Source organism: Sphaerisporangium sp. NPDC049002, from assembly GCF_040649355.1.
Taxonomy (GTDB): Bacteria; Actinomycetota; Actinomycetes; order Streptosporangiales; family Streptosporangiaceae; genus Sphaerisporangium.
In genome coordinates, this window is sequence record NZ_JBEZFH010000017.1 from 52,264 (window position 1) to 65,808 (window position 13,545).

The 13,545-nt window shown below is 73.9% G+C and carries 11 protein-coding genes and 1 riboswitch; of the genes, 8 read left to right on the forward strand and 3 right to left on the reverse strand.

Translation table 11 applies throughout. The features are described 5' to 3' along the window. The first annotated feature begins 18 nt into the window (after window positions 1-18). From cobO to AB0B89_RS06535, 6 genes are all read left to right on the forward strand, one after another. The gene (cobO, locus tag AB0B89_RS06510) at window positions 19-621 is read left to right on the forward strand and encodes a cob(I)yrinic acid a,c-diamide adenosyltransferase (RefSeq protein ID WP_358549055.1); all 603 of its coding nucleotides are present in this window, start codon (window positions 19-21) and stop codon (window positions 619-621) included. Window positions 622-658: 37 nt separating this feature from the next. Then, complete coding sequence (locus tag AB0B89_RS06515) at window positions 659-2,038, forward strand: cobyrinate a,c-diamide synthase (RefSeq protein ID WP_358549058.1); 1,380 nt, start codon at window positions 659-661, stop codon at window positions 2,036-2,038. Beyond that, on the forward strand, window positions 2,025-3,278 hold the full coding sequence (gene cbiE / locus AB0B89_RS06520) for a precorrin-6y C5,15-methyltransferase (decarboxylating) subunit CbiE (RefSeq protein WP_358549060.1): 1,254 nt from the start codon (window positions 2,025-2,027) through the stop codon (window positions 3,276-3,278). Before AB0B89_RS06515 ends, cbiE begins: the two co-directional genes overlap by 14 nt. An 86-nt stretch (window positions 3,279-3,364) precedes the next feature. Next, window positions 3,365-4,108 (forward strand): precorrin-4 C(11)-methyltransferase, encoded by a 744-nt coding sequence (gene cobM / locus AB0B89_RS06525; protein WP_358549063.1) that lies wholly within the window; start codon window positions 3,365-3,367, stop codon window positions 4,106-4,108. A 26-nt stretch (window positions 4,109-4,134) separates the two neighbouring features. Continuing rightward, the gene (locus AB0B89_RS06530; protein ID WP_358549066.1) at window positions 4,135-4,761 is read left to right on the forward strand and encodes a precorrin-8X methylmutase; all 627 of its coding nucleotides are present in this window, start codon (window positions 4,135-4,137) and stop codon (window positions 4,759-4,761) included. Next, window positions 4,758-6,383: a precorrin-2 C(20)-methyltransferase gene (locus AB0B89_RS06535; RefSeq protein ID WP_358549069.1), complete on the forward strand. Its 1,626-nt coding sequence runs from the start codon at window positions 4,758-4,760 to the stop codon at window positions 6,381-6,383. Before AB0B89_RS06530 ends, AB0B89_RS06535 begins: the two co-directional genes overlap by 4 nt. Here the strand turns inward: AB0B89_RS06535 and AB0B89_RS06540 are convergent. Both AB0B89_RS06540 and cobG read right to left on the reverse strand, forming a co-directional pair. Next, window positions 6,358-7,140, reverse strand: a complete 783-nt coding sequence (locus tag AB0B89_RS06540; protein WP_358549072.1) for a cobalt-precorrin-6A reductase — start codon at window positions 7,138-7,140, stop codon at window positions 6,358-6,360. The two genes, AB0B89_RS06535 and AB0B89_RS06540, sit on opposite strands and share 26 nt — an antisense overlap. A gap of 52 nt (window positions 7,141-7,192) precedes the next feature. After that, on the reverse strand, window positions 7,193-8,626 hold the full coding sequence (gene cobG / locus AB0B89_RS06545) for a precorrin-3B synthase (RefSeq protein ID WP_358549075.1): 1,434 nt from the start codon (window positions 8,624-8,626) through the stop codon (window positions 7,193-7,195). An 18-nt stretch (window positions 8,627-8,644) separates the two neighbouring features. Continuing rightward, window positions 8,645-8,842, forward strand: a riboswitch (cobalamin riboswitch). 33 nt (window positions 8,843-8,875) lie between these two features. Between cobG and cobN the strand changes: the two genes are divergently transcribed. Together cobN and AB0B89_RS06555 are read left to right on the forward strand one after the other, a co-directional pair. Continuing rightward, complete coding sequence (gene cobN / locus AB0B89_RS06550; RefSeq protein WP_358549077.1) at window positions 8,876-12,529, forward strand: cobaltochelatase subunit CobN; 3,654 nt, start codon at window positions 8,876-8,878, stop codon at window positions 12,527-12,529. An 88-nt stretch (window positions 12,530-12,617) separates the two neighbouring features. Beyond that, window positions 12,618-13,229: an amino acid transporter gene (locus AB0B89_RS06555; RefSeq protein ID WP_358549080.1), complete on the forward strand. Its 612-nt coding sequence runs from the start codon at window positions 12,618-12,620 to the stop codon at window positions 13,227-13,229. Here the strand turns inward: AB0B89_RS06555 and AB0B89_RS06560 are convergent, their stop codons facing one another. Next, window positions 13,230-13,460, reverse strand: a complete 231-nt coding sequence (locus AB0B89_RS06560) for a hypothetical protein (protein ID WP_358549083.1) — start codon at window positions 13,458-13,460, stop codon at window positions 13,230-13,232. Window positions 13,461-13,545: the final 85 nt, after the last annotated feature.

Below are 13,545 nucleotides of genomic sequence, written 5' to 3' on the forward strand. Positions count from 1 at the left end.
GGGAAGGGCGGTCTAGACGTGCCTCAGGGGAAGCCGGCGGAGGTGCCGGACGACGGCCTGACCACCCGGCAGCGGCGTACCCGGCCTCTGGTGCTCGTCCACACCGGGCCGGGCAAGGGCAAGTCCACCGCCGCGTTCGGGCTGGCCCTGCGGGCGTGGAACCAGGGCTGGCCGATCGGGGTGTTCCAGTTCGTCAAGTCGGCCAAGTGGCGCGTGGGCGAGGAACGGGCCCTGGCGGTGCTCGGGGAGTCCGGCGAGGGCGGCGCGGTGACCTGGCACAAGATGGGCGAGGGCTGGTCCTGGACCAAGAAGCAGGGGACCGAGGACGACCACGCGGCCGACGCCCGCGAGGGCTGGGAGCAGATCAGGCGCGACCTCGCGGCGGAGACCTACCGGCTGTACGTGCTGGACGAGTTCACCTATCCCCTCAAGTGGGGGTGGATCGACGTCGAGGACGTGGTCGCGGCCCTCGCCGCCCGTCCGGGCACGCAGCACGTCGTGATCACCGGCAGGGACGCCCACCCGCGCCTGCTGGAGGCCGCGGACCTGGTCACCGAGATGACCAAGGTCAGGCACCCCATGGACACGGGCCAGAAGGGCCAGAAAGGCATCGAATGGTGATCGCCCACGACTCGTGGCCAGGCGGGGCGGGCGACCGGTGAGTGAGATCTCGCGCCTGGTCATCGCGGCCCCCTCCTCGGGCTCGGGCAAGACCACGGTGGCCACCGGGCTCATGGCGGCGCTGACCGCCAAGGGCTTCGTCGTGTCCCCGCACAAGGTCGGCCCCGACTACATCGACCCGGGCTACCACGCGCTCGCCTCCGGCCGTCCAGGACGCAACCTCGATCCCTGGCTGGTCGGGGACGATCTGATCGTCCCCCTGCTCGCCCACGGAGCCGCCGGGGCCGACATCGCCGTCATCGAGGGAGTGATGGGCCTCTTCGACGGCGCCGCCTCCCCGCACGGTTCATCCGGCGCGGGGGATTCCCGTGGTGGCGACCTCGCTTCGACCGCTCATGTCGCCCGGCTGCTGGACGCTCCGGTCGTCCTGGTCGTCGACGTCTCGGGTCAGGGGAGATCGGTCGCGGCGCTGGTCCACGGGTTCATGTCGTACGACACCCGCGTGCGCGTCGGCGGGGTGATCCTCAACCGGGTGGGCTCGCCGCGACACGAGCGGATCTGCCGCGAGGCGCTCGACGAGATGGGGATCGCCGTGTTCGGCGCCATCCCGCGCAGCGAGGTGGCCGCGACGCCGTCCCGCCACCTCGGCCTGATCCCGCCCGCGGAGCGCAGCGCGCGGGCGGTGGACGCGGTGGCCGGGATGGGAGAACTGGTGGCCGCCACCTGCGACCTGGAGTCCCTCGTCCGGCTGGCCCGCAGCGCGTCCACCCTCCCCGGTCGAACCTGGACGGCCCGTGAGGCGGTCGGCGATCTCACCGGGGCAGGCGCCGGTACGGACGTCGTGGTGGCGGTCGCCGGGGGAAAGGCGTTCACCTTCGGCTACGCGGAGCAGGCGGAGCTGATCGAGGCGGCGGGCGGCACGGTGGCCCTCTTCGACCCGTTGAGCGAGCAGAGCCTGCCCGCCGGGACGCGTGCCCTGGTGCTCCCCGGAGGCTTCCCCGAGGTGTACGCGGCGGAGCTGTCGGCCAACGAACCCCTCCGCCGGCAGGTCGCGGCCTTCGGCGGCCCCATCGTCGCCGAATGCGCGGGCCTGCTCTACCTGTGCCGGGAGCTGGACGGACGTCCGATGTGCGGGGTCGTCGCCGCGACCGCCGCGATGACCGGCACGCTCACACTCGGCTACCGGAGCGCCGTGGCCGTACGCGACTCGGTGCTGACCCGCGAGGGAGAGCGGTACCACGGGCACGAGTTCCACCGCACGCGCGTCACTCCGTCCGGCGACGCCGAGCCGCTCTACCGCTGGCGCGGCGGCGCCGACGGATACGGCGGACCGTCGCTCGCCGCGTCGTACCTGCACCTCCACTGGGCCGGTGCTCCCCACCTGGCCGCGAGGCTGGTGTCCCGTGCCCGGCACTAGCGGCCCCGGGCGCGCGTTCCCGGCACGGCCGGACACGAGCGGGCCGGTGGTCGTCGTCGGGGTGGGCGCCGACGGCTGGGACGGGCTGTCCGCCTCCGCGCGGCGGGAGATCGGCGCCGCCGAGGTGCTCATGGGCGGTTCCCGGCAGCTCGCCCTGGTGCCGGACACGGGCGCCGAACGGGTCGCGTGGCCCTCGCCGATGATCCCTGCCCTCCCCGGCCTCCTCGCCGAACGCGCGGACAGGGCCGTATGCGTCCTGGCCAGCGGCGACCCCATGTTCCACGGCATCGGAACGACGCTCGTCAGGCTTCTCGGCCCGGGCCGGGTCCGCGTGCTGCCGCATCCGTCGTCGGTCTCGCTGGCCTGCGCCCGGATGGGCTGGCCGGTCGAGGACACGACCGTCGTCAGCATGGTCGGCCGTCCGGTCGAGCTGCTTAACCGCGTCCTGCGACCGGGAAGCCGGGTGCTGGCGCTGAGCGCGGACGCCACCACGCCGGGTTCGATCGCCGGGCTCGCGACCTCAAGGGGTTACGGCGGTAGCGCGATGACCGTGCTGGAACAGCTCGGCGGCCCGCACGAGCGCCTGGTGAGGTCCACGGCCGCCCGATGGGAGGCGGAGGTGGATCCGCTGAACATCGTGGCCCTGGAGTGCCGGGCCGATCCGGACACGGCGGTCCTGGGGTCGGTCCCCGGCCTGCCGGACGACGCGTTCGAGCACGACGGGCAGCTGACGAAACGCGAGGTCCGCGCCGTGACGCTGTCCCGGCTGGCGCCCGTGCCCGGTGAGCTGCTCTGGGACGTGGGCGCGGGGGCGGGAAGCGTGGCGATCGAGTGGATGCGTACCCATCCGGCCTGCCGGGCGGTCGCCGTGGAGAGCCGTCCCGAGCGGGCCGCCCGCGTCGGGCGCAACGCGTCGGCGCTCGGCGTACCCGGGCTGCGGGTGGTGACCGGAACGGCCCCCGCGGCCCTCGCGGGCCTCGAACCACCCGACGCGGTCTTCGTCGGAGGCGGGAGCACCGCGCCGGGCACCGTCGAGACCTGCTGGAACGCCCTGCGCCCTGGCGGACGGCTGGTGGTCAACGCGGTGACCGTGGAGTCCGAGGCGGTGGTCGCGGCCTGGCACGCCAAGGTCGGCGGCGACCTCCTGCGAATCGCGGTCCAACGGGCCGGCCCGGTAGGCGGCTTCACCGCGTGGCGCCCGTCGATGCCGGTGACGGTGTGGACGGCGGTCCGCGGATGACACCGGGGCCGGGAACGGGCGACGCGGACGGCGGTCCGAGGACGACACACGTGGCGGGAACAGGCGTGAGGCAGGGGAGGCATGACGTGGCGGTGCACTTCATCGGGGCGGGGCCGGGAGCGGCCGATCTCATCACCGTGCGGGGACGCGACCTGATCGCCTCCTCGCCGGTCTGCCTGTACGCCGGTTCGCTGGTGCCGAAGGAACTGCTCGACTTCGCGCCGGCGGGCGCGCGACTGGTGGACACGGCGCGGATGACGCTGGACGAGATAGTGGAAGAGATGCTCTCCGCGCACGCGGCCGGGCACGATGTCGCGCGGTTGCAGTCGGGTGACCCGTCCATCTTCAGCGCCATGGCCGAGCAGATGCGCCGCCTGGACGCCGCCGGGATCCCGTACGACGTGACCCCTGGCGTTCCCGCGTTCGCGGCGGCGGCCGCCTCGCTGGGCCGCGAGCTGACGGTGCCGGGAGTGGGACAGACGGTGGTGCTGACCCGCACGTCCGCCCGCGCCACCGCCATGCCCGACGGCGAGGACCTCGGGACGCTCGGCCTCAGCCGTTCGACGATGGTGCTGCACCTGGCCGTCCAGCGGATCGACGCCCTGGTGGAGGAGCTGACGCCGAACTACGGCGCCGGCTGCCCGGTGGCGGTGGTGGCACGGGCGAGCCGTGACGACGAGGTCGTCCTGCGGGGGACCCTGGCCGACATCGCCGAGCGGGTGCACGAGGCGGGCGTGGTACGCACCGCCGTGGTCATCGTCGGCGGCGTGCTCACGGCCTCGGAGTTCCCCGACAGCCACCTCTACTCCACCGCACGCGAACGCGACTAGCGGTGCGCGGAGATCAGAAGGAGATCGTGATCGACTACATCCGAGACGGGGCGGAGATCTACCGCCGGTCTTTCGCCACCATCCGCGCGGAGGCCGAACTCGCGGGTCTGCCGGACGACGTCGCGCGAGTGGCCGTCCGGATGATCCACGCCTGCGGCATGGTGGACCTGACCACCGACCTCGCCTGGTCGCCCGGCGTGGTGTCCGCCGCCCGTACGGCCCTGCGTGCCGGGGCGCCGGTGCTGTGCGACGCGAACATGGTGGCGTCCGGCGTGACGCGCGCCCGCCTTCCCGCCGGGAACGACGTGCTCTGCACGCTGGGAGACCCCCGGGTGCCGGACCTGGCGCGCCGGCTCGGCACCACGCGCAGCGCGGCGGCGCTGGAGCTGTGGCGGGACCGGCTGGACGGCGCCGTGGTGGCCGTCGGCAACGCGCCCACCGCGCTGTTTCGGCTGCTGGAGCTGGTCCGGCAGGGGGCGGGCAGGCCGGCCGCCGTGCTCGGCGTCCCGGTCGGGTTCATCGGCGCCGCCGAGTCCAAGCAGGCCCTCGCCGCGTACGGCGACGGCCTCGACTACCTGGTGGTACACGGCCGCCGGGGTGGGAGCGCGCTGGCCGCCGCGGCCGTCAACGCGATCGCGAGCGAGGAGGAATGAGCGACAGCATGGACGACGATGCCGGGGGCACGGGGCGTGCCGAGGGGTCCGGGGGAGCTCAGGGTGGGGAGCGGGCTCTCGGACGTTTGTGGGGGGTGGGGCTCGGGCCCGGTGATCCGGAGCTGGTGACGGTGAAGGCCGCGCGCCTGGTCCGCCAGGCCGACGTGATCGCCTACCACAGCGCCCGGCACGGGCGGAGCATCGCCCGCACGGTGGCCGAGCCCTACCTTCGCGGCGACCAGATCGAGGAGGCGCTGGTCTACCCCGTCACCACCGAGACCACCGACCACCCGGGCGGCTACCGGGGCGCGATCGACGCGTTCTACGTGACCTGCGCCGAGCGCCTGGCCGCGCATCTCGACGCCGGGCGCGACGTGGTCGTGCTGTGCGAGGGCGACCCGCTCTTCTACGGCTCCTACATGCACCTCCACAAGCGGCTCGCGCACCGCTACCCGACCGAGGTGGTCCCCGGAGTGACCTCGGTGAGCGCCGCGTCGGCCGTACTGGGCCGTCCGCTGGTCGAGCGCGAGGAGACCCTGACCATCCTCCCGGGCACGCTGCCATCGGAGGAGCTCGCGGCACGGCTGGCCACCGCCGACTCGGCGGCGATCCTCAAGCTGGGCCGCACCTTCACCTCCGTACGCGAGGCGCTCGCGCGGGCCGGCCGCCTGGACGAGGCCTGGTACGTCGAGCGGGCGACCACCGGCGGGCAGCGGATAGCCCCGCTCGCGCGGGTCGACCCCGGTGAGGTGCCGTACTTCTCCCTGGCCATCCTGCCCAGCCGGATGGACACCCCGTCGCCGGTGCCCGCCGGTCCGGGCGCGGGCCGCACGGACACGCTGTCCCCGATGCCCAGGACGGCCGGGCCGGGGGGCGGCCTCGGGGAAGTCGTCGTGGTGGGGCTCGGCCCTGCGGGCCGCCACTGGCTGACTCCGGAGGCCCAGGACGCTCTGGCGACCGCCGACGAGCTCGTCGGTTACGGCCCCTACCTGGACCGGGTGGCTCCCAACCCCCGCCAGCGCCGGCACCCGACCGACAACCGCGTCGAGGCCGAGCGGGCGGCGCACGCGCTGGAGCTGGCGAAGGCGGGCTCCCGCGTCGCGGTGGTCTCCTCGGGTGACCCCGGAGTGTTCGCGATGGCAGCCGCCGTGCTGGAGGTGGCGTGCGAGCCGAGGTTCGCCGGGGTGCCGGTGCGCGTGGTGCCGGGCCTGACGGCCGCGCACGCGGTGGCCGCTCGGGCCGGTGCTCCACTCGGTCACGACTACTGCGTGCTCTCCCTGTCCGACCAGCTCAAGCCGTGGGACGTCATCGCCGGGCGCGTCACGGCCGCGGCACGCGCCGACCTGGTGCTGGCGATCTACAACCCGGCGTCGCGCAGCCGTACGTGGCAGGTGGCCGCGGCGCGGGACCTCCTGCTGGAGCACCGCGCCCCGGACACGCCCGTGGTCGTCGGGCGGGACGTCGGCGGCCCTGCGGAGAGCCTGCGCGTCACCACCCTCGCCAAGCTGGACCCGGCCGGCGTCGACATGCGCTGCCTGCTGGTCATCGGCTCCTCGACGACCCGCACGGTGTACCGGAACGGCCGCCCCGTCGTCTTCACCCCCCGCCGCTACCCCGCCTGAACGGCGCTGCCCGCCCCGGAGCCCAGCGACTCACGAGGCCATGGAGCCAGGTGAGGGCCTCTTCCGTGGTCTCCACAGCGGGGATCCGGGGGAGGGGCGGGCGGCGTACGACGACGACGGGGAGGCCGAGTTCGCGTGCGGCCGACAGCTTGGCCATGGTCATCGTTCCGCCGCTGTCCTTGGTGACCAGCACGTCGACGCGGTGCCGGCGCATCAGCGCCCGCTCGCCGTCCAGCGTGTACGGACCCCGGTCGCGCAGGAGGCGGCAGTGGCGAGGAAGCGGCGGATCGGGTGGATCGACCGTGCGGATCAGGAACCACAGGTCGTCCAGGCCGGCGAAGACCGGCAGGCCCTGGCGTCCGGTGGTGAGGAAGACCCGCCTTCCGAGCCCTGGCAGCGACGCCGCGGCTTCCGGCAGGGACGACGTCCAGTGCCAGTCGTCTGCGGCCTCCTGCCGCCATCCTGGCCGCCGCAGCACGAGCAGGGGGACCTCCGCCGCCGCGGTTGCGCGTACGGCCGAGGCGGTGATCCGTTCGGCGAACGGGTGGGTGGCGTCGACCACGGCCCTGATGCCCTGTTCGCGCAGCCAGTCGGCCAGGCGTTCTGGCCCGCCGAACCCCCCGACGCGCACCTCGCCCTCAGGAAGGCGGGGATCGGTCACACGGCCCGCGAGCGAGGAGATCACGCGGACCTCGGGACGGGCCGCCAGCGCCGCCGCCAGCGCCCGCGCCTCACCCGTCCCCCCGAGAACGAGCACGCCTGACCTCACCAGACGCCCCTGTCCACGGACACGAACCCGGATCCCTCCATCACGCCCCGGACCGTCTGGACGTGCCGGCCACCTGGCGGGCCGCGGTGACCGCGGCCGTCGTCTCCTCGATGTCCTCGCAGTGCAGGCTCCGGCCGCCGGCGTCGACACGGTAGCCGTCGCCGGTGGCCACCACGAGTACGGCCTGCCCGGCGGGCCGTCCGCACCGGCGCTCGCACCCGGCCCAGTGCACGCGAAGCACACCGGCGCCCGGCGCGCGGGCGGTGGTCGCCTGGATGTGCGCGATCGACGCGGCGTCCGCCTGGACATCGGAGAGTGACTTCGCGCAGCCGGGTCGTCCGGTGCAGGCCGTGACCCCGGTCCACGGGGAGGCGGGATCGGTGACCAGGCCGGTGGCCGCGAGCCTGGACAGCCATGACTCCGCGTCCGCTCCGCTGACGCCGGGCACGACGGCGCCACGCCATGGCGTCAGCCGGATCTCGCCGTCGCCCGCCTGCGCCGCCGTCGCCAGTGCTCGCGCCTGGGCGCCGGTCAGCCGGCCGAGCGGCGGCATGACGACGAGCGCGACCCGGGGGACGGCCCTCTCCCCGGGCCCGGGTACGGCCCCCCGCGCGGGCCGGTGTACCAGGCCGAGCGGCGGCGAAGACGGCACGTCCGGGGAGACCACCGGCACGGGGCCGTGCTCCCCGGACCCGGTGGGGCCGTCGGCGTGGGCGGGCGTCCCGACGCGGGCGGAGCCGCCGAGGTGGGTGGCGATCCTCGCCGGGCCGTCGTCGAGTTCGGCCATGCGCCAGGCCGTCGAGTTCTGGGCGGTTCGTTCGGCGAGGAAGGCCTCAGCCGCCGCCATCATCGCGGATACCGCCTGTGTCGGGGCGAGGCGTACTCCGTGGTCCTCTCCCGCCAGGAGGAGCGCCCCCTCGACCGGCTCTCCGCCGGCCGGCGCGGGGATCGGGACGAAGGTGAGGTCGGCCTTGAGGGCGGGCAGGTCGCCTCTGCCGTCGTCCAGGGCGAACAGGAACCGGCCGGGCAGTCCCGCGAGGGCCGGGCGGGAGCACAGCGCCTCGTCCAGTTCGCGTACGAGCGGTGCCACCTCGATCAGGCCGCGACCGTCGAGCCCGGCCATGGGGGAGGCCAGGATGTTCCGCACACGTTCATGGGTCGCGGAGGGGAGCAGCCCCGCGGCGGCCATCCTCGCGGCGAACGCGGTCTCCCCCTCGGCGTTCAGCCCTCGTACCTGCACGTTGGCACGGGAGGTCAGCTCGACCACCCCGGAGCCGAGGGACGTGGCGGCGGCGCCCAGCTCGCGCAACTGGGCGGCGGTGAGGACGCCACCCGGCACCCGGATACGGGCGACGGCACCGTCCGCGGCCGGATGCGTCTGCAACGCACCGGGACAGGCGTCCACCCGCGACCTGTCCGGGGGTTTCCGGACGTGGAATCGCGACGAGGACTCCGGAAAGTCGACGACAGACACGTTGAGGATGTTAACCCGACTTCTCGCAATAAGTCGGACTCCGTGATCTGATAGGGGAGCGACGGCACAAGGAGGAAGCCGGTGTGAATCCGGCGCGGTCCCGCCACTGTCACCGGGGAGCGAACCCCATCCAAGGCCACGGCCCGGCAACGGGCGGGAAGGCCGGGGTGAGCGTCGATCCGGAAGCCAGGAGACTCCAGGCCGTGTGGACCCACGACCCGGGGCGCGGACCCCGAGTGAGGATGTGCCGTGCGCCATCTCCCCGTACTTCTGCTGTCGACCTCCGACACCGACCTGCTGAGCGCACGCGCGAGCGGCGCCCCGTACCGCCTGGACAACCCGGCGCGGCTCGCCGTCGAGGACCTCTCCCCGCTGCTCGACGACGTGGAGCTGGTCGTCGTCCGCCTGCTCGGCGGGCGGCGGGTATGGGAGGAGGGGCTGGACATGCTGCTGGCGGGGCCCCGCCCCGTCATCGTGCTCGGAGGCGAGCAGGCTCCCGACGCCGAGTTGATGGAGCTGTCCACCGTCCCCGGTGGAGTGTGCGCCGAGGCGCACGCCTATCTGGCGCACGGTGGCCCGGCCAATCTGGCCGAGCTGTACAGGTTCGTGTCCGACACCGTGCTGCTCACCGGGCACGGCTTCGCGGCCCCCGCGCCCACGCCAAGCTGGGGCGTCCTTGAGAGGACCGACGGCGCCGAAGGTGAGGGGCGGCCGGTCGTGGGGGTTCTGTACTACCGGGCTCATCATGTCGCGGGGAACACCGGGTTCGTCGAGGCGTTGTGCGGCGCGATCGAGGACGCCGGAGGCCGGGCGCTGCCCGTGTACTGCGCGTCGTTGCGCACCGCGGAGCCCGGCCTGATGGAGGTTCTCGGCGGCGTGGACGCGCTGGTCGTCACCGTGCTGGCGGCGGGCGGCACCCGTCCCGCCACCGCCTCGGCGGGCGGCGACGACGAGGCCTGGGACGTGGGGGCGCTCGCCCGGCTCGACGTCCCGATCATCCAGGGCCTGTGCCTGACGGGAGACCGGGAGACCTGGGCGGCGAGCGACGACGGGCTGTCCCCGCTGGACGCCGCCTCGCAGGTGGCCATCCCGGAGTTCGACGGGCGGATCATCACCGTGCCGTTCTCCTTCAAGGAGGTCGACGAGGAGGGCCTGACCGTCTACGTGGCGGACCCCGAGCGCGCGGCCCGGGTCGCCGGCATCGCCGTACGGCACGCCGCGCTGCGGCAAGTGCCCCCGGGGGACAGGCGGATCGCGGTCATGCTGTCGGCCTACCCCACCAAGCACGCGCGGATCGGCAACGCCGTGGGCCTGGACACACCCGCCAGCGTGGTCCGCCTGCTGGCCGCCATGCGCGCGAGCGGGTACGACATCGGGCCCGAGGGCGAGGGCGGCCTGCCGGGCGTGGACGGGCAGGACGGCGACGCGCTCGTCCACGCGCTCATCGCCGCGGGCGGCCAGGACCAGGACTGGCTCACCGAGGAGCAGCTCTCCGGCAACCCCGTGCGCGTCTCCGCCGCGCGTTACCGGGCCTGGTACTACACGCTTCCCGAGGACCTCCGCGCGGGGATGGAGCGGCACTGGGGACCGCCGCCCGGCGAGCTGTTCGTCGACCGTTCGCGCGACCCCGAGGGGGAGATCGTGCTGGCGGCCCTGCGCGCCGGCAACGTCGTGGTGATGGTCCAGCCGCCGCGTGGGTTCGGCGAGAACCCCATCGCGATCTACCACGACCCCGACCTGCCGCCCAGCCACCACTACCTGGCCGCCTACCGCTGGCTCCAGGACGGGTTCGGCGCGCACGCGGTGGTACACGTCGGCAAGCACGGCAACCTGGAGTGGCTGCCGGGCAAGTCCGCCGGGATGTCCGCCTCCTGCGGGCCGGACGCCGCGCTCGGCGACCTGCCGCTGATCTACCCGTTCCTCGTGAACGACCCCGGCGAGGGGACCCAGGCCAAGCGCCGCGCCCACGCCACCCTGGTCGACCACCTGGTGCCGCCCATGGCCCGCGCCGACACCTACGGCGACATGGCGCGTCTGGAGCAGCTTCTCGACGAGCACGCCTCCATCGCCGCGATGGACCCCGCCAAGCTCCCCGCGATCCGCGCCCAGATCTGGACCCTCATCCAGGCCGCCCGGCTCGACCACGATCTCGGGCTGGACGACAGGCCGCACGACGCGGAGTTCGACGACTTCCTGCTGCACGTCGACGGCTGGCTGTGCGAGGTCAAGGACGTGCAGATCCGCGACGGCCTGCACGTGCTGGGTCAGGCGCCCGTGGGCCGGGCCCGCGAGGACCTCGTGCTGGCGATGCTGCGCGCCCGGCAGATGTGGGCCGGGGCCGAGGCGCTACCCGGGCTGCGCGAGGCCCTCGGCCTGGCGGAGGACGGCAGCGCCGCGCGGGCCGACACCGACCGGGCCGAGACGGTCGCGGCGGCGCTCGTCCACGGCATGGAGGAGCGCGGCTGGGATCCCGGCGCGGTGGAGGAGGTCTGCGCGGCCGTACCGCCGGTGGCCGGGGAGGCGGCGGGGGTGGCCGTACCGCCGATGGCCGGGCGGATCCTGCGCTTCGCGGCCACCGAGATCGTTCCGCGGCTGGCGAGGACCAGCGACGAGATCGGCGCCGTGCTGCACGCGCTCGACGGAGGGTACGTGCCGGCGGGGCCGAGCGGGTCGCCGCTGCGCGGGCTGATCAACGTGCTGCCCACCGGCCGGAACTTCTACTCGGTCGACCCCAAGGCCGTGCCGAGCCGCCTTGCCTGGGAGACGGGGCAGGCCATGGCCGACTCGCTGCTCGCACGCTACCGCGCCGACACCGGCGACTGGCCGCGCTCGGTGGGCCTGTCGATCTGGGGGACCAGCGCCATGCGCACCTCCGGTGACGACGTGGCCGAGGTGCTCGCGCTCCTCGGCGTACGACCGGTGTGGGACGAGGCGTCCCGCCGGGTCACCGGCCTCGCGCCGATCCCCCACGAGGAGCTGGGCCGCCCCCGCGTGGACGTCACCGTCAGGATCAGCGGCTTCTTCCGCGACGCGTTCCCCCACGTCGTCGTGATGCTGGACGACGCGGTGCGGCTGGTCGCCGGGCTGGAGGAGCCGGAGGAGGTCAACTTCGTACGGGCGCACGTGGTGGCCGACCGCGCGGAACACGGCGACGAGCGCCGGGCCACCACCCGCGTCTTCGGGTCGAGGCCGGGCGCCTACGGGGCGGGGCTGCTGCCGCTGATCGACAGCCGCAACTGGCGCGACGACGCCGACCTCGCCGAGGTGTACGCGGTGTGGGGCGGCTTCGCCTACGGCAGGGACATGGACGGCACGCCCGCGAGAAAGGACATGGAGACCGCCTACCGGCGCATCGCCGTGGCCGCCAAGAACGTCGACACCCGCGAGCACGACATCGCCGACTCCGACGACTACTTCCAGTACCACGGCGGCATGATCGCCACCGTGCGCGCCCTGACCGGCAAGGCGCCCGCCGCCTACATCGGCGACAGCACCCGTCCGGACGCGGTGCGCACCCGGACGCTCTCGGAGGAGACGGCGCGGATCTTCCGCGCCCGGGTCGTCAACCCGCGCTGGGTGGCGGCGATGCGGCGGCACGGGTACAAGGGGGCGTTCGAGCTGGCGGCGACCGTCGACTACCTGTTCGGGTACGACGCGACCACCGGCGTGGTGGCCGACTGGATGTACGACAGGCTCGCCGCCACCTACGTCCTGGACCCGGAGAACCAGCGGTTCCTCGCCGAGTCCAACCCGTGGGCCCTGCACGGCATGGCGGAACGCCTGCTGGAGGCGGCCGGGCGCGGCATGTGGGAGCACCCGGACCCCGAGATCCTCAACGACCTTCAGGAGGTCTACCTCAAGGTCGAGGGCGACATCGAAGGCGGCGCGGACGAATCCGCCTGAACGTGGACCGCGCCTTCGCCCGGGATCGATGGCGGCCGATTCTCAAAGATCCATACAAGGATGGTGATCAAGCGCGAAGATGGCGGGCATGATCCGCCGGGAGACGCCGTGGGGAACCTGGGATCCCGCGCCGCTTTCTGACGTCGCCGCGCTCTTGTCGATCCTGCCGGGCCCCTGGTGGATCGCGGGCGGCTACGCCATCGAGCTGGCGCTGGGCCGTTCGTTCCGGGAGCACGGGGACATCGACATCCTGCTGCTCCGTTGTGATCAGCTCGCCGTGCAGCGGGCGCTGCCGCACTGGGAGTGGTGGGCCGCGGATCCCCCGGGGGTCCTGCGACGCTGGGCGCCGGGCGAGATCCTGCCCGAGACCGTCGACGACATCTGGTGCCGCCCCGGGCCTGAGAAGCCGTGGCGCATCCAGGTGATGCTCGACGAGTCCGACGGCGACGAGTGGGTCTCGCGGCGCGACAGCCGGGTGCGGCGCCCCATCGGCGAGCTGGGCCTGGTCTCGCCGGAAGGCATCCCGTACCTGGCGCCCGAGGTCCAGCTGTTCTACAAGGCCAAGCGCCCCCGCGCCAAGGACGAGCAGGATTTCACCGAGACGCTGCCCGCGCTCGACGGCTCCCAGCGCCGCTGGCTGGCACGCGCCATCGCGGAGGTGTACGGCGAGCATCCGTGGACGGACCGTCTGTGCGGCTGATCACCGCGCGGCCGGGTCGAAGCGCCGGGCCAGCAGCACGAGCACGCCGGCGCCCCCGGTGAGCGCGGCCGAGACGGCGATCACGTTGAGCCAGCCGCCGGTCTGCCACTGGTGGGTGGCGATCGCCCCGAACGCCGAGCTGCCGAGGTAATAGGCCAGCAGGTAGAGCCCGGACGCCTGCCCGACCCCGACGCCGACCCGGTGGGCCCGGCCCGCCACCCACCTCCTCACCCATCACGACGATGGAGGCGTCGGTGGACATGCGCCGCGCCATCACCTCCGAGACCACGTCGATGAACCTGCGCTGGGTCAGGGT